Raw genomic sequence first — 18888 nt, forward strand, 5'->3', positions numbered from 1 at the left:
GTTCGTGGGGTCTTCGTCTCCACCGCCGGCGCTTGAGAATCCATGTCGGAGCCTTGGTCTTGCTCCGATCACAGTTGACGTGCTAGTTTATCCGGTTGCCCAATGACGATAGGAGAATTCATGCGGAGCGAGCAGGCACGTATCCGAGAGATCGTGGACCAGCTGCGCGGGCTTGGCTATCCCATCGTGCAGACAGAAGTGCGGGTGCCAGGCGCGGTGCGGCTTGAAACCGATGTTCTTGCCTGGGGAGCCGACGAGACGAGAGGGATCGTCCCGCGCTTGGCCATCGAGATGAAACACGGGCTGCGCCCTGAAGGCGCGCTCCCGCAGCTGGCACAGGTTCGGGCCGGGCTTGGAACGGTCGAGCACTACGTCCTGACCGACGAGGGATGGTTCCAGGCGGGTCACGGGCTGCGCACGCTTCAACCTGCAGAAGGCCCTCCGGCGCACAGCGGACGTCCGGATGGCGAGCTGAAGTCGGTTGAACTGGTCACCGAACTTCTGCTGCAGCAGGTCTGGTGGCGTGCCAATCGAGGCAGGAACGGCCAGCTGAGCGGCTCCGTCCTGCGTGCCTTTGTTGAGACCGCGTCGGACGACTCGCATCAGTCAAGCATCGAGACGGTGAGCGGTGACGTGGTCGCTGTTGATCCGAGCGTGTTGTGGAGGGCCCGGCGAGCCGTTCTCGCAGACCTGGCGGAGCGTGACCGGTCCGCGAGCTTCTACGTGAGCCCGCCCGCTATCTCAACCGCTATAGGTTCGCTTGTAGGGGAACAGCTCAACGGAATAGTAATGGACCCTTTTTGTGGTTCCGGATCTTTTCTCTGGATGTTGCAGGAACGCGCCGCACGCGAGGGCCGCATGATCGAGGCGATTGGTCGCGACATCGATCTGAATGTGATCCGCGCTGCTTCCCTTATCGGGCAGACGGCACCGACCAAGATCACCTTCGAAACCGGTGATGCGTTCAGTGATCCATTGCCGACAGCTGATGTCATCGTGACCGCGCCACCCTTGGGTCTGCGGCTGGGCGCGCCATACAAACTGCAGAACGGTTCCTCGACCCGGCTGGCAGATGTTGCGGCCGTGGACGTGAGCCTTCGTGCCCTGAAGGCGGGAGGCCGCGCAGTGTTCCAGCTGCCGCCGGGCATGACCTTCCTGGCTGCCGCTGAGGGATACCGGGAATACCTTGCAAATGAGTACCGGGTAGCTGCTTTGATTGCATGCCCTTCCGGGTCCGCGTACGGCACGCCGATCCAGACTGTTCTGATGGTCGTCGACAAACTGCCTGCCGGGGAGACGTTCGTCGCGCAGCTCTCGGAGGACTGGAGGACACAGCTCGCTCCTGGCGGACCTGCAATGGTGGCGGCGCTCTCTCATATCGACGATCCCGGAACCGGTGCCCGTTGAGCGCGGGCCGAACGACGACCGTTGATCTTCGCAATGAGCCCGACTGGGATCCGGGGCGGCTCGTAGCCAGGGCCTTCCAATGGCCGTTAGGGTGCTCATTGCTTCGCTTGGATGAGATAGGGATCCGGATCGAACCCCGACTCTTCGTTGAGCAGGGCTCACAGGTGATAACCCCGGAGGGCCTTGACCGCGTACACGGCGGTGTTCGCCGTCGAACGACGAAGTATCAAGGTGCGGGATATCTCGTCGGCGGAGATCCCTCGAACCTGCAGCCCGGTGACGTCCTTGTCCCGAGACGGGCCGACGTCCCAGCGCTAATGGTGCACGCAGACTTGTCCGGGTCGACCGTGTCGGATGGCTTCTCAGCGTACCGGTTCACGGGCCCAACGGATGCCTACTGGGTCTGGGGAGTGCTGAGTTCGGTTGCTGGACGGGCCTTCCGTCGAGCGTTCCTGACGGACTCCCTGTCGGCAAGACGGGCGCGTATCGGTGATGCGCCGCTTCCCATGCCCGATGACGAAACCCGTGCACGAATGGTCAGCCCCTTGGCCGCGGTCGAATCGTCATCCCGTGGCCAAGAGGAAGACGCCGTTGCAACGTGGTGGACCACAGCAGATCTACGACGGATAGATTGGAAGATCGCGTTGGCAACGCCGGAACCAGAGCGGCTCTTCGACGGAGTCGCTCTCGCTGACCTGGCCATCGAGATCAGGTCAGGGAAATCGTTCGACCGAAACGCGACACTCACTGCGCCTGCCGACGGCGCGCTTCCGGTCATGACCGGGTCGGCGCTTGCCGGCCGTCCAATCACTCGATGGATGATCGAGACGCCTACCTCTTCTGTGGCCGAAGCCGGAGATCTGCTCGTAGCGGCGGTCGGAGAGCGCGCGAACGCCACTGTCGCAAAAAACCGCTCGATCATCGATTCCGGAGTCTACCGGGTGCGCCTCGCCGAGCCGCGTATGGCCGAAGTAGCTGCCGCCTTCCTCAACGGGCAGGCCGGTTACGGGCTACGCAAAATTCTCCTGTCCGGCGTCATTCCGCGGGTTAGTTTGAAAGACCTCGGGCTGATACGTATCCCGGAGTCGGTGCTGCGCGGAGACGCATGGGGCGGCCCACTCGAACCGCTGGCTGAATGGTTGGAGCGCCTGCTGTGGAACAAATGAATTGCGTATTTGTGCCACTGGTGTTCGCAGAGCTTTACAAGCTCCTCTCAGGCGAAAAGAAATACGAAAACGCCTTGGAGGACCAACTTGCTTCGATTCACCTGCCGCTCGAGTGGCTCGCCGAAGCCGGGGACGCGTACAACAGGAAATGGAATTCTGACCTTGACTACCTCATATCAGACAACGTTGACCAATTCGCATTGACGGAACAACATTCGCAGTTCGCGACCTGGTTGCTCGCCGGCCTGCATGCGGGGGGAGCCTGCGGCGAGCTGTCCTCGAAACTCGAAGCCATGGTCATGGCGCGGGCATTGGACGAAGTTGAAAAGATGCAGACGCCGCTTCCGCCGGTCCTCAGTCCGACGATCATCGGATGGACGCTGGGCAGTGTGATCGGCCGAAGGGGGGATGACCTGCCGGTTGCGCCTGCATTGTCGCCATCCGATGAGAACGTTCGTGCAGCGTTTGAAGGTCTCATCGAGCACGTAATCACGATTCAGGGGATGGGGCAGCCTTGGCCTGAAATGATGCAGACTGCGATGTACTGGCGCGGCTACGGCCTGGCTGAAGCACTTCGCCCCGAATTGGGTTCAGGAGGGCCTGCGCTAAAACAGCTTCGGCTTGAAACGCTCTCAACTATGGCTTACGCCGAGCGTGTCGAAGTCGGGAAGCACCTCGACAACTTCAACGCTCGACGCAACGCGCTCTCGCATATCACGGATGATCAAAGCCGCCCCCGGTTTGTCGAAGTGATTGATGAGGTGCGTCAGTCATCCGGCATCGAACTCACGATGCGCGCTATGACGCAGTTCGTGTTTCATGATGTGGCGCGCGCCGCCCGGGAACACCCTCCGGCCGTCGTCCGTCAGGGGGCGTGGGAGGCGATGGAACGAGAAATCCACGTCTGGAGCTGACGAGCCGGGCAGTTGCCCCCCGATCCGTGCAGGAACTTCAGCCGGTTTTCCCGTGGCTCACCTGCCAGACCTCGCAGTTGCCTCTCATTCATTTTTTCGACGATACCAACATAATGAATGCGTGAGGTCAACGGATCAGGTCTCGCGAGACTCAGAGCCTCTCCTGCTGCCGCCGCGCGATACTCGTGTTGTGCCCGCAGAAATCGACGCACGCCGGCTCGTTCTCATGCCTGTTGCCACGAACCGAACCAACGGCTCGGCATCGTTCGCGTAGTCGGCCGCCCGGGCTATACCTGCCGCAGCGACAGATTCCTGCGGATTGAAATCACCGAGTTCGATGCGTGCCCGGAAATCGAAGGCCGTTCCTGACACGGTGCCATCAACACCTGTAATCCGTGGAATGACGACCTCACTGTCAACGAGGGTGGTAAGGCCAAGCTCACCAGCAGCAATCCGCGCGCCAGAGGTGTTGCCGGCCGAAGCTTCCTAACGAGGCGAAACCCGCTCAAGGTAGGCCCGCACCGGTGAGCCGAAATCCTTCAAACAGTTAGTGAGGCTCAATTCCGGTCACGCTCCAAGAACTAGGACGTTGGTTCATGGCCTTAGCGTACGTGGTCCCTCCCACACGAGAAGATCAGGCTGCCGAAGTCTTTCGTCACCCGTGCCACGGACTGTTCTGGACGCCCTAGAACCGTCCTGCCCATGACTCTATGATGCTCCTGTGACGATTCCTAACCTGAGCGCACTTACTCTTTCTGAGCTGCTCCAACTGCAATCGCGCATCGGACAGGAGATTATTCGTCGCGGTGTCTCCCGCACATCCGGCAGTATTGAGGGAGAGGTCGGCGAAGCGCTGGCGCTGGCGGTCTACGGTGGTGTACTCGCGCCCCCTGGGACGAAGGGATACGACCTGACTGACGTGCAGGGCCGCAAGATCCAGGTGAAAACGCGCACCCTGCCGAAGGGGGTGCACCGCATATTCCAGTTTGACTCTGCGCTCGTTGACTCGATCGATTTCGATCTCGCGCTGTGCATCCGATTCGACCGCGAAACGAATGTGCTGGATTGGGCGCGGGAGTACCCCCGGGAAGAGCTCTTAGGGCTGGTGAGCCCACACAAAGAGGGACCTCGGCTTCCGACAGGTCGAGCACTCCAGCACGGAACGGACGTGACGGCGAAGTTCCGGCTGGCTTACGAGGCACTCTCTGGCACAAAGGGTTGAACCTCGCACCCCGGCGTTCAGCATGCTGCGCGCGCACACGGAATGGCCCCTTGCTTACGGTCAGAGGTCACCAAGCTCACATCGGGAATCGCTTTCGAGGGGATCAATGCTTTGAGTTGTTGAGCGTCCGGCACAAGGCGGCCCCGGCACGTGGAGCTGGTTAGGATCAATCGAAACTGTCAAAGCCGCACAAGTCGATACCAGGGCTTGTTGCAAGATCGAATGCGTCGTCATAACCGCCGGCCGCGGATTAGCGCTTGACGACATTCAAGTCGTTCCGGAGTGCTTCAATGAGTTCCTGAGCCGCCACTTTGGCTTTGTCCCGGAGTAGATACCGCTGCCCTGCATCAGGACCCACGCCTCGGGCTGCTTGAACCATCCCCCAAGCATCATCGACCAAGCGATCGCCAAGCACCCTGACTTCGGATGGCCCGACCACGGTCATCCTGCCTTGCTTCACCACCAGGTCGAATAGGACCTTTTGGACGGTGGCGTCAACAACTTCGGGCCGTCCTGTCTCTAGGTAGAGAACATCAAATGTTCCCAGAAACTCGGAGTAGGCTGCCTGCCTTTGATTCCTCAACCATTGCCCATGCTCGTTTTTCCTCCCCAGCCACGACCCGAACCAACTGCCGGCCAAGGCGAACCCGCCCGCCAGGATCGGCACAAATATGAGAAGCACTTGGTCCAAGGTCATGGTCACAAGATACAAGGGGATCTACTGATCTCTAGGATCCCTGCCATGCGCTCAGAAGACATGGGAGTGCGGCATAGCCAACTGTCGCCCCCGAAAATTGCGGATGTTGTAGTCCCAGCAGGGCATTACTGAACACCTACGACTAAATGCCGCGCCTGGCTCGTGACGTAAGGTGTTGCAGTGTCTGATCTTCCTCTCGACTTAGCTGCGGAGACAACAGTTTCGCCGGTGCCGGCTTCGCACGAATCTCTCACACTCGGCCATGTGCTGTCTGGCATTGGCGCAGACTTTGACCCCGGAGTCCGGCTGGAGGATGTATTGTTGATCCGCCATGCCTTCAGGCGCGGGGACCCCAGTGCGCTGCGTGGTCCCGAAGACCTGACCGAGGAACGGGTCCTCGCTTACACCAGGGAGCAGGGTCTCTCTCCCCGGCAATTCCCCACGGACCCTCCCCGAATCTGGGTCATCCTCATCGCCGACGGAAAACGCCGGTCCCGGCTGTGGGGCACCTTGGAGAACCATGGCGAGATAGCCGCGGAGCGCAGCCATGAGAACCGCTTCTTCGACCTGCGCATGTCGGCTTTCCTTGCGCCCCTCAATGACCGGCTGGTGATCGAATGGGACAACCCGCGGAACTGGCACAGGCGCGCCGCCAGCGCCGCGAACCTGCCGGTGTTGGAGATCGCTGACCGGGACAAGGAACCGTTCCCAGGATTCGACGGGGTGTTGCTCACCTACCACCGACTTTGCGAGATGGTAGAGAGCCCCCGCTACGCCGATTGGCGCACTGCCTTGAAGGAAGTGCAGGGCATCTACCTCATCACGGACTCCACCAACGGCAAGCAGTATGTCGGAAAGGCCGATGGTGCTGAGCGCATTCTCGGACGGTGGACGAGCTACGCTCGCGACGGCCACGGCGGGAACGTTGCGCTGCGCGAGCTTGCCTACGACAGCGCAGCCGGAGAGACTACAAAGACAGACCACGCCCGGCATTTTGTCTTCAGCCTTCTGCGCGTGTTCGGACCCAGCACACCTTCCACGGAAGTGGATTCAGCGGAGTCGCACTACAAGGACGCGCTGATGACACGACAATTCGGCCTCAACAGAAACTGATCAATCGATGACACCAGGTCCACGCCGTGCCTGGCAGGCGGCAGCAAAAGCCAAGCAGGAGTCCAAGGAATTGGGGGAGCTGCGCGCGGTTGAACCAGCGTTACGTCGCAGCGATGGTTCGCCCAGGGTAGGCCCGGGCCAGGTTTACGCGGTGTGCTCGGGAAAGGTCTGCCACCCGGCCTGGTGTAACTCAGTGGGCAATGTCTGGGACGAAAACCCCAAACGGCTGCTGGTGATAGAAGAAACTAGCGTCGGCGGCCGGAAGGCCTGCAAAGCCTGCGACGAGCCCTTGCAAGCCTGATTTTGTACGATAGCGGCGAGGACTAGCCAGGCGGACCAAACGAGATCAAGCTGCCGGAACACTAAGCTCTTGCCGCTTCATAGGCTGCTTCCTGGATCTCCATTGAGGGACCGGACCAAATCTCAGTGATTGCCTTGGTCAGCGCCACAGAGCGCTCCTTGATGTCGGCTTCAGTCCAGAGATCGATGTGGCCCTGGATGATTTCCTTGTTGAGCACCAGAAGGCTGAAGGCGTCGAGCAGCGTTCGCTTGCCCTTGCCTGACTCACCGCCGTCGATGAGTCCCGTGGCGTCTCTGTCTGTCCAAGGGCGGTTGGATAGCGAACTATTCAGTGACTTGGTCACGAGCGTGAGATTACCGATCGTATTTACGACCCGGTCACGCACAGCTGCCTCTTCAGGCGTGAGTCTTGGCTGCGGATCCCAGTGAGTTCGCCAACCTTGCGGCATAACGTGCTCGATTTCCAATCCCCATGGAAGCTCGACTGCTTCGTATTTCGTGCTCTGGCTACGAAGTTGTTGTTCGACGGCACGGAGGACGACCTGGAGCCGCCACTGGCGGATGTTCCCGTAGAGCTTCACATCAGGAAGGGTCGTCAGCATCTCCTGATCGGAAGGCCAGTAACGGGTCTCCGCGGTCTGCTCCGAAAGAAAGTCCCGGATGGCGCTTCCCGCCTCGTGAGCTTCAACGCCTCCGAGCGACTTCAGGATAGCGACCATGAAGCGGTTTACATCCTTGGCGGTCTTCCGCAGGAGCGTGCGGCGGATAACCCAGCTCTCGATGGCATCCAGTGCTATCCGCAACTGGTCACGGGGAACCGAATGATTCTCGGAGAGGAGCCAGAGGAAGACGGGGGTGGTGGCGGCCAGCTCCATCGTTTCGATAACACGGGAGCGGAACCTTCCTTCGGGCGTTGCTACGTCGAGTTCGCTGAGACCCCGGTAGGTGTCGGCGTCCTTCCGCAGTTCCGTCAACAATGCTTCCGCGCCATCGGGCGTATTTAGTCGCGACCCTGCATAGTCTGCGAAAACCCTGAACACCAATTCCGCTTTGACTTCTTCCTGTAAGCGCATCGTGAGCCAGTACTGCAGGAAGATGTCCACGCGGGACCGGATTTGACGGCCTTGGGAGATCTCAGCCCGCCACCATACGGTATCGAAGTCGGCCCAGTGCGTCCTGGACCACTTGTCCACATCCGCACCAATCTGTTCGCCCTTGCGGAAGGCCCAGTTCTTGATGAGGTCCGCTTTCAGCAGTGGCGTGCCCCGGTCGTTCAGCGTTTCGAAGATCAGCTGTGAGTCCTCATGACCGGACAAATCAATGGCGACGACGACCAGTCGATGTTCAAGCGTTGAGCAGAGTTCCGCAGCGCGGAGTTCTTCAGTGCCGGGCGGGACGATCCCTTCCTCATCAGGCGTACCCAATAGCCACCGCTCCACTTCGCGTCGGAAAAAGTCGTGAGCCTCGATGACGCGATGCTCCTCGACCCGCGGTTCCTCCGGACCCATGGCATGGGCGAAGGCGCATCGATCCGCCTGGGATGGCCACAGTTTGAAGCGCTCGATGCGCCCCTTGAAGGTCAACGCCTTGTTCAGGATGAGTTCTTCAAGCTGATCCGCTTCCGTCTGGTGTCCGCGCCCGGCGATGACTTCATGGGCGGCATCAAGCAACAGCTGAAGCGTCGTCATGCGTTGTTGGCCGTCAATGACCTCGTGTCGTGTCACATCGCCGGCAGACGGCGGCTTCGACTCGTAGACGACCGCACCCAGGAAGTGATTCGGAATGGGGGGCTTGCCCCCATCAAGAAGATGACTTTCCGTAACCCGGACCACGTCGTCCCACAGAGGGGCCCATTGACTCTCCTCATCCCAGACATAGGGGCGTTGAAATGCGGGAATCTCAAAATGGCGACGACCCTCGAACAGGTCTCGCGGACTACGAGGATGAGTATCCACTGCATGTACCTTTCAATACGGGACCTTTTCATCACACGCTATCGGTCAACTTAGGGTGGCAGCGGCAATTCCTGTGCCGTCGATCTTCGAGTCATTCGCTTTGGCACGACACCGGCGAATGCTGCCTTGTCGACGGTCAATGGGGCACCTGGGGTGTCAATATCAGGAAGTGGCACCTAATGTGGGGCAAAGCCGACGATCGCGAAATTTGCGGAACCAACCATCGGATTTGAGCGTCTGATCACTCTGGTCTTTGGGGGAAACTTGAGGTATCCGAAATATCCGCAGCAGCATCTGCCGCGCGTCTTCGACACTTCGTTCAACTACAAGACCGACACACCTTCAAGGACCAAACCCGACGCTGATAGTGACAGCCAATTGCTCCGGTGGGACCATGAGCTGCTCTGGAGCAAAGAGCTGCCGTCCGAAGGTGATTTCGCTCCGAAGGTGACAACCAGAAAGAGCGAGTACCTCATCTTCACGGACGCAAACTCAGATCGGCATTGCTACGGCAGCGACGCCATCACCGCCTCTTACACCACCTGGATAAAGGCGAAGAGGCCCAGATCAAGGGCCCTAGTCAACGCCATCGAAGAGTTGACTCCGGAACAGAAGATCAAGTACCTCAACCCGCCCTACACGATCGGCAGCGCAATGATCTGGCCACTCCGGTCGAAGGATCTCCCGACCATGAACACGGCCCGAGGGAGCCGGCTGCTCATCGCGGATCGCATAGACCTCACTCTCGAATGCATCCGGCGGCACTACACAGGAGAACCAGACAGCCCCCTTGCCGATGTCACCACCGCCTACAAGGACTTTTTCGAGCTCTTCGGGCAGCGGGAGCAAGGGTTCAAAGGGTTCGTGGAGTTCTTCCACTTTCAAGACCTCATAGCACCCGGCTCCGACTACGAGAAGATCGAGTACTTCCTGGAGCCGAACAACTTCAAGCGTTCCGGAACACCGGCCACAACCCTGGAGTACATCGAATACAGGGAGAACGTGCTGACGTTCATCAAAAAGCGGAGCGGGCGGATGGCCAAGTGGGTCAAGGAAAACCACCCCGGGATGGAGGTTCGCCATACAGTCTGACTACCCAGCGACGTCGCAGGGTCATAGTCCGCGCGTTGAAGCCATAGGGGGATCCATGGAACTACCAGCCATCCTGAAAGAAGAGAACGTCGAAGCCGCAGCCGAACTGCTCCGGCGCTACTACCTTGAACCGTCCAGAAAGACGGGGCTGCTGAGTACCGGCAGTTACTTTGATGAATGGGCAAACCGCGGCGACAACCCGCAGGTGAGGGACAGGATCACGGACAGCGACGCTGTCGCCGTGTCCATGCTCAGCGTCAAAGTGCCGGCCCAGGCCATCATCGGACTGCAAGAGGAGCTGTTGGCGGGGAAAATACAGGGTCTCCTGGCTGATATACCCACCGACGTGAAGATGAGCGACCTCACGGTCGCGGAAGCAGAAGCCACTCTCGGGGAGGGCAGCCCCTCATGGCAGCTCTGGCAGGAGCTGAGACGCACACCCAAAACGCGCTGGGATGTCGGGGCCACCACAGCCAGCAAGATCATGGCGAGGAAGCGACCGCATCTCATCCCCATCTGGGACAAAGTAATTGGGGCAGTCGTGGGCAAAGACACCTCTGAAGGCCAATGGCTGAATTGGCACAACCTCTTCATGGAAGACTCCGACCTTGCTGGACGATTGGGGCGCATTCACAAGCTTTCTACGGTCCAGACACCCATTTCCGAACTGCGAATCATGGACGCCATCCTGTGGCGCTACGGCAAGGACCATGGCATCAAGGGCGGGCGAGCCGGCAAACTCGGAATCGCTGGCTGAAGCACAGCGAAGCCACGACAAACTTGGTCGAATCCCGCAACCGCCCACGCCAGCTTCGCAGCCGGCCGATGTCGTCCGATGAAGGAATAGCTACGAGTTCGGAGCTTCGTATGAGTACGGAAACGAGCCCCCGACGCGACCGGCACTTCCAAGGGGAGGGTCAACCAGATAGCTGCAATGCCTGCGCAGAAGTTGGCCCAGCACTCTTCTTTGGTGGGTCGGCCATGGGATCTTGGCCGCCAGCGCTTACGTTCAAATTCTTATGACTGCCAGAAGGACTGGGTGGGCCGGCCTCGGGTCGCTTGTGGGGACTGCCCTTCCCACTATCCGACTCTGAGTAAGACGGGAAAGTGCCATTTGCCGTCGGGTCCCTGATAACTGCGCTTATCAGCGCATGGAGCACGCCCGGCGTCGCGTGAGCAGGTGATGGCCGGACCGGCGTCGCGTCATGGTCCGGCGCAGGCCAGGGTGTCGCTTTCCGGATGGCCGGCGACAAGTGGGTGCTCTTAGAGGCATTCGCGGAGGCGCTGATCCGGTCCCGCCGGAGCAGGTTGACGCAGTTGGATGAAGCGATCCACGCCCACGTCCAGAAGCACGGCCCGACACCCCGCAACGCGGTCTTCTAAGGACGAGCCTGTTCGCCCCGAGCAGACCGGACAACTCGGGGTCTGAGGATGATCCTACGGATATTCACGCTTAGGGGATCACGTGGCATGCACTGTACATTGAGCTGAACCCCAGAGGAGACAGACGCACCGTGACCGAGCAGTGGATCTACGAGCGCAACGCCGACAACTCCGCACGTTTCTTACTGGGCACGGTGGGCGTGAACCCACTGATCTGCGTCGGCGTGAACCCCAGCACCGCGAGCCCGGGAGATCTGGATCCCACCCTGCGCAGGGTCCGGGGCTACGCGGAGAGGAACAAGCACGATAGCTGGGTAATGCTGAACCTCTACCCGCAGCGGTCGACCGATCCCAAGGGCCTGCACGTCACCCTCGTTCCGGAGCTGAAGGCCGAGAACGAGCGACACATCGCCGAGTTCGTCGATGGTCACAAGCTCACGCTACTGGCAGCCTGGGGCGAGCCAATCAAGACCAGGGGGTACCTTCGTCAGACGCTCGAGGGGATCGTGAGAATCACGGACGCCTCTGCCTGCGACTGGATATCGCTCGGCGGGCTCACAACTAAGGGACATCCGCGCCATCCGTCGCGAGGCACCTACCTCCCATTTGAGAGCTTCGATGTCGGGGCCTATCTGCGCGGTCTGTAGCCAGAGAGATGCTGGGTGCATCGCACACGCACAGAGGTGTAATGCTTGCGCCCACCCGACCGGGTCTGACCGTTTCGTATGGGGATGCCCTCCGGTCGCACACTGCGTCGCAGCAGGCGGAGCCTAGCCGCCTGGGTAGGACGTGGAAGTCGAGTGCTACGCTGGCGAAATCAACCGGAAGGCAGTGCGACGTGGCCAAGTACGAGCTGGACTACAATCTGCGGTGCCGCATGTCCGAGGAAACCTGGGCGGAGTACAAGCGTCTGACCGTTGTTGCTAATAACCCGCCGTGGTCGGAGGTTCCCGCGACTCGGGCGCTCTACATCACTGGGGGCGTCCTGACGGCTTTCCTGCTCGTGCCTATCGGTATCGCCATCGGGAACAGCACGGACGGCGGTAGCAGTGCCGTGCCGTGGGTGGTCGCCTTTATCGTCATGCTCTTTCTGACACTTCTCGTGCCGCTATTCACGGTCTTCCGGGAGACCCGTGTGGCCCGCGAGAGGGCGCTGGCGGAAAGAGATGCTTTGGCCCGCGCGGTGGAGTTGAAGAGCCCCGGAGTTCGTCGGTCATACGATTACGAAGACCCAGTGCCGCATTACCCCGTCACCGGCGAGTACAACCCCAGCCTCTATATGGCCCGCGGCGGGCCTGCGATGGCGCAGTGGCTTCAAGACACCGGCTACGGCGACTGGGAGACATACGAGGCGAACAAGCCGGACTGAGCGCCCGCGAGTCCCCAGCCGGGCTACCGGGCGAGCTGCGCCTCTCGCCCCGGGGGTCGGAGGATGATCCGTACGGAAATTCACACTAACGGGATCAAGTTGCATGGAATGTACCGGAGTTCCCGCTGGAATTTGGCCGGGACGGAGAGCATCCCAAACATTGCCCGACCTTCCGCGGTCGCGGTGTCGATGCCCTGCTCCAGGACACGCAGTCCCATACCGCGTTCCCGGAGGTCTGCGCCGAGGGTCGTCGGCGGTGGCCTGCGGAGCTTCACCGAAACCGCCTATCGACGTGGAGCGGTGGGGCGACTTGCCAACTTCAATGGCACACCAGCCCACCGAAGCCAGTTATTTGGAGTGTCTGGACAGGATCACTGACACACGTACCCCGGAAACTCACGCCCAACTCGTGTGCCAACTGCCCGGCGGCTTCGCTACCTTCAACGGCAAAGGACACGGCCTGATGGCCGTCCGCTACGACGAGTTCCGGTCGCTGTTTGCCGTGGCGAAAGCGGAAAGGAGCTTCGACAGATTCCTGCAGCACCACGAGTACCATCAAGCACACAGGCAACATCGACTACTGGCGTGGAACCTGATTCCGTAAGCACGAATAAATCAACTACAGGAACACCAGGTACTTCCTGCCGTTTTCCTGGTTGGCTCACTCCGGCCGGGCAGTTTACGTTGGAAATAGTCAGTACCAGCCGACGGCCCCCATATCCGGCTCGTACTGACTTCTTAGTGCGCGGCCTGGTATTTTTCGAGAATCTCCTGCTGTGGATACGACCGCGGGTGTTCACCTTGAGCCCGTCATCCAAGGCCCACATCCGGACGGCTTTGGTATCCACCCCGGAACCGCCGGCTTTGCGTCCGGCCGGGCGTCCACGGCCTCCGGATATCCTGCGTCCCGCAGTGGCAAAGCGTTCTAAGGCTGAACGCAGCTCACTGGCATGAGCCTCATTCAGGTCAATTTCGTATTCCGACCCATCCAAGCCGAACGTGATGGTTTCATTGGCTTCCGAGCCGTCAAGGTCATCGGAAAGAATTACTACTGTTTTCTGGGCAATGAATTAAGGCTATCAGTTGTATTTTCTGATGCAGACAGTTAAGAAATGGCATCTTATCCATATCCTTTCCGATCTCCCTCTGGCGGGGAAAGCCCCGCAGCGAGGCAACACATATGATGGCCCGGTGCCTGATGAAGCAAACCAGCCCCGTTTCTTGACCTTGGCCCAGGTCGCCGACGAGTTGAACGTGAAGCAAAGCCTCGTTCAACGTCTCATCAGGACGGTGGAGTTGCGTGCTTTTCAGGTCGGTGGAAGGGGCATGTGGCGCATTGGTCGCCAGGACGTTGAAGACTACATCACCCAGGCCTACCAGCGCACCGCCGAGCGCATCGCGGCCGGTGATTTCGACGACGGGGCTGAATCCGAGGATCAAGAGTAGCTATTCGGCCACCTACCAGACTCGAATGACCAGGGGAGACGGTACGAACGCCCGATACCGGATGGTTCAACGCGACGAGGTTTCCTGCGATATAGCATCGCTTGGTGATTGTTTCAGTTGAGGGTCCAAGCGCGGCCGGGAAAACGACATGGTGCAGGTCTGCGGCAAGGGAGTTTGTGGCTGAATACACTCCAACGGGCACTGAACCGGACGGAAGTGATGCCGGGCACCAGGCCCGATACTGGACTGGTGTAAATGCAGTCCGCTGGTCGCAGGCTCTGGGCCTCGAGAAACGTGAGGGGCTGGCGATCTGCGACAGCGACCCGTTAAAACTCCATTACTCCTGGTGCCTGGCGCGAGTCGGCGCAGCTCCAATATCACGATTCACTTACGAGTTGGCATGTGTACGTGAGGCCATGAGCCAACAAAGAATCGGATTTGCCGACATCGTGCTGATGACCGTGCCCGATCAGAGGACGCTTCGGCTCCAGAAAGAGAGCGACTCGACTCGCTCCCGGCGATCATTCGAGCTCCACGCGAAACTACGGGAGCCCCTTATTGAGTGGTACGAGAGCCTGGACCGGCTCAAACCGAACCATGTTGTGTGGCAGCTCCCCCAAAATGGTGTCGCTTCAATCCTCGAAACCGTGCCTCTCGCCGGGCGGTACGATCTAGGGCTTCTCGATGCACTCGTAGAAGACTTACCCCGACTTGAATGATCTGCTCCTGTGGCCACCCGGTAGTGCCATCCGTTGCGGATGCAAAATGTGGTGCCCGTTAGCCGGTCGCCTTACTTGTCTCCGCCGGTGCACATCGGCGGCTAAGAGGGACAGGATAGTGACGCCGCGTCGTTGGTAGTGACGACTTTTCGCTGGTTGACTGTTGCACAGGGAAGAGGGGGAGAAATGCCATCATGGATCACGCCAGCAGTCGACGTTCTGCAGCTTCTAGTCAACGTCGGAGCGCTGGTCGGCGGCGCAATTATATGGAAGCTCTACGTCAACAACTTTAAGGCCGCTCTCACGTCGAAGGACGCCGCAATTTCAAGCGTCGAGAAGAACCGCGACATGTGGAGCGATAAGGCGCAGGAGCTGGAAAAGCGATCGCCGGAAGTTATGGAGCGCATATTGAGCGATCGTATCCAAACTCGCGAAGGAGATCTCACGTCTCGCCGAGGACAAAGGTCGGCATGAAGAAGCCCTCAAGCTCCTCGAACGCGACAAAGCCAAGTTGGAAGCTGACCTATCAAGATCACGTGGATTCAGGCTAATGCTCGCTCTCGAGGAAGAAGAGGACGCAGAAGACGAGCGAGATGTAGAGGAACCCGAATCCGTAGACTCACTTCTGCCGGAGGTCAACGAGATTCAGGTCGTTCGAATGGGCGAGGTGGGCGTCGATAGCGGACAACTTATGATCACTGACCCCTGCTACATCGACCAAGAGTGGCAACACGATCTTGCCCTGGATGAGCATACGGTCGCGGAAATCGTGGGCAGACGGCAGTCAAGTCAAGTTGAGGCTGCTGATGATGCCCCCGGTGATAGTCAGAAGCTCCCGTCGTACTCCTACAGAGGGGTTATGGAAGCAACGCTGTCTAACGGGTACGGAGAACTGGCTTACAGGTTGGGTCATTCTGGTGCCGGAGTTGCTTTCCTCACTGCCTGGGGAGATGGCGTCTACCCTGTCTACGGCGAGATGCACGACGGCCGAATTATCCGTGTTTACATCAACCTAGGGTAGACGCCTCGCCTCATTGCAAGTTACGAGACGCCTTAGTCGCTCGCAAGCCGGTCCACCGACACCGCCTTCCAGGCTTGGATAGCGCTGATCAGAATCGCCAGAGTTCCGGGGTGCCGGACTCTCGTAAGACCGGTCCGGGAAAACCGTCCCCTATATGTGCCCGGGGCCGATCGATGCTGGCGGAAATATAGAGGCCTCTGGCATCCGTTCAATCAGCTTCCTCCTCTTTCTGGAGGATCGTCTCCTGGATTCCGCCAAAGTCCGAACCGTCGCCATTGCTTGTCATGGTGAGAACCATGCGCCGGGCTTCGGACAGTTACGCCGGAGCCATGAGACAAGGTAGGCGGGACCGCGAACCTTCAGCCTGAGACCTAGTTACGGGGCGGATACCGGCGGGCATAGTCTTGCTGCACTTCCAGAGGGAGGCTCACCCAGATAGCTGCGATGCCTGCCCAGAACTTGGCCCAGCACTCTTCCTCGGTGGGTCGGGCCAAGGGCTCTTGCCCGCCAGCGCTTACGTTGGGATTCTTATGACTGCGAGAAGGCATGAACACCACCTGAGTACGTACCGCTTACGAGCCTTGCTATGCCAGCACTTTATGGCATGGGCAGTATTACGTAGTCATGTTTTCCTGCCGAAGCCTTGACGAATGGGTCTTCACAAACGAGCGTCTGCAACTCAGCTCTGGCGGCGGGTCTGTACCCCTGTCGTAACGCAGGACACGCCGATATTGTCGGTCTCTCAGAAGTGGTTTGTCGCAAACGCTAGATAAGCGTCCCATTCGATCTCCGGGATCGGGATGCCGAGCGACGCCAGGGCGCATCCGGATCCGCCAAGGTCTCCAGCATGAACTGGCACCAGACCTGCGCCGCTCCAACGACCAGACGGGCGTGTCTTGGGCGTACCCATCGGGGCACTTCCTCCGCTCCGTGGTCGATGCCGACGTTGTTCCTGACTTCGGTAACGCTCTGGGTGAGGGTGACGAGCGATTGCAGGGCCTGGCGGAGGGCTCGGTCTTCGTCGCTGACGGACTTGGCTGCCAAGCCGAGTGATTCCTGTGCCGCGGTGACCAGGGCAGGTACCTTTGCTGCGCGGGTGTAACTCCTCCCCCGGGAAGTGAGCACGCATTTGGCGGTTGACTCGATCAGTGCCTTGGCCGTGCTCACGGCGAGCCGAGGATCCGTGTCGACGCTGTCACCCAGCCTGCGGAGGTGGTCATGGATGGACTGCGGATCGGGAAGAGCGTTGAGCGCGTGCTCGGTTAGCTGCGCCCCGACCCGGCCAAGTCGCACCACGCCGGTGGCCTCGTCGACCTGGAAGCCGTCCTCGCGCAGGATCCTGCACCACTTGTCCCGTAACCCGTCGTCGTTGCCCCAACCAGCCCCGGTGTCGTTGAAAATCTTCTGCAGCACGTCGCTGAATACAGTTGTCAGCCGCTGCACGTCGGCGCTGCCGTTCAGGTCAAGCGTCGCGAGGTACCGGCGCATTCGCTCCCGCCGAACGCTCTCGTCATTTTCGCGGGGCTGCGGCGGACCGAGCACGATACCCCGATCATCGAACAAAGCGTCGATCTGGCGCACTGGCATAGCGGTCAGTTCATCCGAGAGCAAGCGCATCAATCGCGGGGTGAACCATCCCATGTCCGTTTACTTCCTCCTCTGTGAGCAGTAGTTCAGCGCGTGCTTAGATTTCGTCGCGGGTCGTCTGACCAGTGTATTCTCGGTCAGAGCTCAGGACCGCTCGAGGCGAGTCTCGTCGTCCTCGCCGAATGCCCAGCCGGTCGTTCATCATCCAAGGGTTGAAGTCGACGTCAGTCGAGAGCACGACCCGGGTCGGGCCCGCATGCTGACCGATCAGGGAATCATCGAATTTGTCGAGGACACCGGTGTACATCGATCCGATGAGCGGCCGACCGATGCCGATGAAGACGTCGCGCACCATGAGTTTCTTGATCGCCGAACCGCGGTCCATCTTCGTGAAGAGGACCAGGCCGATGATCAGCAAGTCGATAAAGAGCGGGACCAGCGCCTCCCAGGCGATGGACTGGAGCAGGCCGTACCAGCCGGCGATCCACTCAGCGCACTGCCGCCGGCGTCGTCACCGGTCATGCCGTCAGCCATCTCCTGCTGGTGGCCGCTGGGTGCACCGGTCTACGGTTACGCCGGCGACGGCCTGGTGGAACCATATGAAAGGGTTAACGCCTTCAGCAACTGAATCACCAGCCAGAACACGGTGCCTACGGCCAGAACGAACAAGTAAGGCGTCCATATGATCCCGCCGCCCATGAGCGCAACGATCTGTCCGCCGGCCCCCGATGACATCGTATCGAGTGCCAGCGCCGCCAGGACTGCCAAGCCGAACACAAGCAGGAGCCCTCTGCACAGCGACTGCATGTGGGTTAAGACAGCGCTGCTCATCGGCAGTCACCGCCGGTAGCGGCATCGACCAACTGGTCGTCGAGCCAGACATCGAGATCAGTGACCGCCGCCTGCAAGTGGTAAGCCGCGCTGGCCGCGTCCGGCAGTGCTGCGGTCAGCTCGTTGGACCGGCAAACGATCATCCTAGGTCCAAGATGTAAGGATGGCTTTTCGGCGGACCGCTCAATCCGGCCAGCCCCATGTGCCGACCCACTCACTAACCCAGCCCTTCCTGAATCTTGTCTGGAGTCATTGCAAGTCCGGTGCTTCTGTCATTTGTAGGGTGATCGCTGGTGGAGTCATGTCGCTTCGTCCCGCAATTTCCATGAACCCGTGAGCTCATCTGCTCACTCCATGGAACAAGACGGACGGAGCACCATGTACTTTGCAGCGGTGGACCCTGGGATCACCCCGAACGCGAGCTTTCCCTTCCTGGAATCGCTCAAGCAGATTGGCGGCGGTATCCTCGTCGGCGCCTTCATCATCATCGCCATCGTGGCCATCATCGGTGCCGCGATGCTGCTTGCCGGCAAGCTTAGCCAGTCGTCGCGCCTTGCCTCCGGCGGCGGGGTGATCCTCCTGTGGACAGGGCCGGTGGCTGCCATTTTGGGCGGTATTAACGGCTATATCCTCTGGTCCCAGACTGCATTCCCGCTAGGATTCTGA

At 60.0% G+C, this 18888-nt stretch carries 19 protein-coding genes and 1 pseudogene; 15 read left to right on the top strand and 5 right to left on the bottom strand.

The features are described 5' to 3' along the window. Nucleotides 1–120 precede the first annotated feature (120 nt). The 4 genes from ACFWIX_RS08185 (at nt 121) to ACFWIX_RS08200 (ending at nt 4709) form a co-directional block, all read left to right on the top strand. Nucleotides 121–1407 carry an N-6 DNA methylase gene (locus tag ACFWIX_RS08185; protein WP_377215626.1) on the top strand — a complete coding sequence of 429 codons (1287 nt, stop codon included), beginning with the start codon at nt 121–123 and terminating at the stop codon, nt 1405–1407. Nucleotides 1408–1913: 506 nt separating this feature from the next. Next, nucleotides 1914–2573, top strand: a complete 660-nt coding sequence (locus ACFWIX_RS08190; RefSeq protein WP_377215627.1) for a hypothetical protein — start codon at nt 1914–1916, stop codon at nt 2571–2573. Then, on the top strand, nt 2561–3487 hold the full coding sequence (locus tag ACFWIX_RS08195; protein ID WP_377215628.1) for a hypothetical protein: 927 nt from the start codon (nt 2561–2563) through the stop codon (nt 3485–3487). The genes ACFWIX_RS08190 and ACFWIX_RS08195 overlap by 13 nt, the downstream gene beginning before the upstream one ends. 721 nt (nt 3488–4208) lie before the next feature. Beyond that, nucleotides 4209–4709, top strand: coding sequence for a DUF6998 domain-containing protein (locus ACFWIX_RS08200; protein ID WP_377215629.1), 501 nt, complete (start codon nt 4209–4211; stop codon nt 4707–4709). Between the two features lie 250 nt (nt 4710–4959). On the opposite strand, the gene ACFWIX_RS08205 is transcribed toward ACFWIX_RS08200, so the two are convergent. Then, on the bottom strand, nt 4960–5406 hold the full coding sequence (locus ACFWIX_RS08205) for a hypothetical protein (RefSeq protein ID WP_377215630.1): 447 nt from the start codon (nt 5404–5406) through the stop codon (nt 4960–4962). A gap of 264 nt (nt 5407–5670) precedes the next feature. On the opposite strand from ACFWIX_RS08205, the gene ACFWIX_RS08210 reads away from it, so the two are divergent. Continuing rightward, nucleotides 5671–6519, top strand: a complete 849-nt coding sequence (locus ACFWIX_RS08210; RefSeq protein WP_377215631.1) for a GIY-YIG nuclease family protein — start codon at nt 5671–5673, stop codon at nt 6517–6519. A 362-nt stretch (nt 6520–6881) separates the two neighbouring features. On the opposite strand, the gene ACFWIX_RS08215 is transcribed toward ACFWIX_RS08210, so the two are convergent. Then, nucleotides 6882–8774, bottom strand: coding sequence for a DUF262 domain-containing protein (locus tag ACFWIX_RS08215; protein WP_377215632.1), 1893 nt, complete (start codon nt 8772–8774; stop codon nt 6882–6884). Between the two features lie 264 nt (nt 8775–9038). On the opposite strand from ACFWIX_RS08215, the gene ACFWIX_RS08220 reads away from it, so the two are divergent. The 4 genes from ACFWIX_RS08220 to ACFWIX_RS08235 all read left to right on the top strand — a co-directional run bounded on the left by ACFWIX_RS08220 (nt 9039) and on the right by ACFWIX_RS08235 (nt 12618). Beyond that, complete coding sequence (locus tag ACFWIX_RS08220; protein WP_377215633.1) at nt 9039–9866, top strand: DUF6994 family protein; 828 nt, start codon at nt 9039–9041, stop codon at nt 9864–9866. Nucleotides 9867–9921: 55 nt separating this feature from the next. After that, nucleotides 9922–10623: a DUF6308 family protein gene (locus ACFWIX_RS08225; protein WP_377215634.1), complete on the top strand. Its 702-nt coding sequence runs from the start codon at nt 9922–9924 to the stop codon at nt 10621–10623. Between the two features lie 757 nt (nt 10624–11380). Next, nucleotides 11381–11896: a DUF1643 domain-containing protein gene (locus tag ACFWIX_RS08230; RefSeq protein ID WP_377215635.1), complete on the top strand. Its 516-nt coding sequence runs from the start codon at nt 11381–11383 to the stop codon at nt 11894–11896. Nucleotides 11897–12087: 191 nt separating this feature from the next. Next, nucleotides 12088–12618 (top strand): hypothetical protein, encoded by a 531-nt coding sequence (locus ACFWIX_RS08235; RefSeq protein ID WP_377215636.1) that lies wholly within the window; start codon nt 12088–12090, stop codon nt 12616–12618. A gap of 80 nt (nt 12619–12698) precedes the next feature. Here the strand turns inward: ACFWIX_RS08235 and ACFWIX_RS08240 are convergent, their stop codons facing one another. Further along, nucleotides 12699–12893 carry a recombinase family protein gene (locus ACFWIX_RS08240; protein WP_377215637.1) on the bottom strand — a complete coding sequence of 65 codons (195 nt, stop codon included), beginning with the start codon at nt 12891–12893 and terminating at the stop codon, nt 12699–12701. Between the two features lie 47 nt (nt 12894–12940). Here ACFWIX_RS08240 and ACFWIX_RS08245 point away from each other — a divergent pair, with 47 nt between their 5' ends. Further along, a complete protein-coding gene (locus tag ACFWIX_RS08245) occupies nt 12941–13222 on the top strand; it encodes a hypothetical protein (RefSeq protein ID WP_377215638.1) in 282 nt (93 codons plus the stop codon). 229 nt (nt 13223–13451) lie between these two features. Here ACFWIX_RS08245 and ACFWIX_RS08250 read toward each other — a convergent pair. Then, nucleotides 13452–13685, bottom strand: a pseudogene (locus ACFWIX_RS08250) (Lsr2 family protein); the annotation flags it as partial. Between the two features lie 28 nt (nt 13686–13713). Between ACFWIX_RS08250 and ACFWIX_RS08255 the strand changes: the two are divergent. From ACFWIX_RS08255 to ACFWIX_RS08265, 3 genes are all read left to right on the top strand, one after another. Next, nucleotides 13714–14064, top strand: coding sequence for a helix-turn-helix domain-containing protein (locus ACFWIX_RS08255; RefSeq protein WP_377215639.1), 351 nt, complete (start codon nt 13714–13716; stop codon nt 14062–14064). A gap of 905 nt (nt 14065–14969) precedes the next feature. Beyond that, nucleotides 14970–15257: a hypothetical protein gene (locus ACFWIX_RS08260; RefSeq protein WP_377215640.1), complete on the top strand. Its 288-nt coding sequence runs from the start codon at nt 14970–14972 to the stop codon at nt 15255–15257. Between the two features lie 76 nt (nt 15258–15333). Then, nucleotides 15334–15804, top strand: coding sequence for a hypothetical protein (locus ACFWIX_RS08265; protein ID WP_377215641.1), 471 nt, complete (start codon nt 15334–15336; stop codon nt 15802–15804). A 765-nt stretch (nt 15805–16569) separates the two neighbouring features. Here ACFWIX_RS08265 and ACFWIX_RS08270 read toward each other — a convergent pair. Next, on the bottom strand, nt 16570–17445 hold the full coding sequence (locus ACFWIX_RS08270; RefSeq protein ID WP_377215642.1) for an abortive infection family protein: 876 nt from the start codon (nt 17443–17445) through the stop codon (nt 16570–16572). Between the two features lie 202 nt (nt 17446–17647). On the opposite strand from ACFWIX_RS08270, the gene ACFWIX_RS08275 reads away from it, so the two are divergent. Together ACFWIX_RS08275 and ACFWIX_RS08280 are read left to right on the top strand one after the other, a co-directional pair. Further along, nucleotides 17648–18019, top strand: coding sequence for a hypothetical protein (locus ACFWIX_RS08275; RefSeq protein WP_377215643.1), 372 nt, complete (start codon nt 17648–17650; stop codon nt 18017–18019). 557 nt (nt 18020–18576) lie between these two features. After that, nucleotides 18577–18888: a hypothetical protein gene (locus tag ACFWIX_RS08280; RefSeq protein WP_377215644.1), complete on the top strand. Its 312-nt coding sequence runs from the start codon at nt 18577–18579 to the stop codon at nt 18886–18888.

It is taken from the genome of Pseudarthrobacter sp. NPDC058362 (assembly GCF_042723515.1).
Classification (GTDB): Bacteria; Actinomycetota; Actinomycetes; order Actinomycetales; family Micrococcaceae; genus Arthrobacter.

Bases quoted from the DNA above. Each gene is read 5' to 3' on its own strand.
- ACFWIX_RS08185 (WP_377215626.1), top strand. From the start codon at position 121: ATGCGGAGCGAGCAGGCACGTATCCGAGAGATCGTGGACCAGCTGCGC.
- ACFWIX_RS08190 (WP_377215627.1), top strand. From the start codon at position 1,914: ATGCCCGATGACGAAACCCGTGCACGAATGGTCAGCCCCTTGGCCGCG.
- ACFWIX_RS08205 (WP_377215630.1), bottom strand. From the start codon at position 5,406: ATGACCTTGGACCAAGTGCTTCTCATATTTGTGCCGATCCTGGCGGGC.
- ACFWIX_RS08225 (WP_377215634.1), top strand. From the start codon at position 9,922: ATGGAACTACCAGCCATCCTGAAAGAAGAGAACGTCGAAGCCGCAGCC.
- ACFWIX_RS08245 (WP_377215638.1), top strand. From the start codon at position 12,941: ATGGCACACCAGCCCACCGAAGCCAGTTATTTGGAGTGTCTGGACAGG.
- ACFWIX_RS08255 (WP_377215639.1), top strand. From the start codon at position 13,714: ATGCAGACAGTTAAGAAATGGCATCTTATCCATATCCTTTCCGATCTC.
- ACFWIX_RS08260 (WP_377215640.1), top strand. From the start codon at position 14,970: ATGCCATCATGGATCACGCCAGCAGTCGACGTTCTGCAGCTTCTAGTC.
- ACFWIX_RS08265 (WP_377215641.1), top strand. From the start codon at position 15,334: ATGCTCGCTCTCGAGGAAGAAGAGGACGCAGAAGACGAGCGAGATGTA.
- ACFWIX_RS08270 (WP_377215642.1), bottom strand. From the start codon at position 17,445: ATGGGATGGTTCACCCCGCGATTGATGCGCTTGCTCTCGGATGAACTG.
- ACFWIX_RS08275 (WP_377215643.1), top strand. From the start codon at position 17,648: ATGCTGACCGATCAGGGAATCATCGAATTTGTCGAGGACACCGGTGTA.
- ACFWIX_RS08280 (WP_377215644.1), top strand. From the start codon at position 18,577: ATGGAACAAGACGGACGGAGCACCATGTACTTTGCAGCGGTGGACCCT.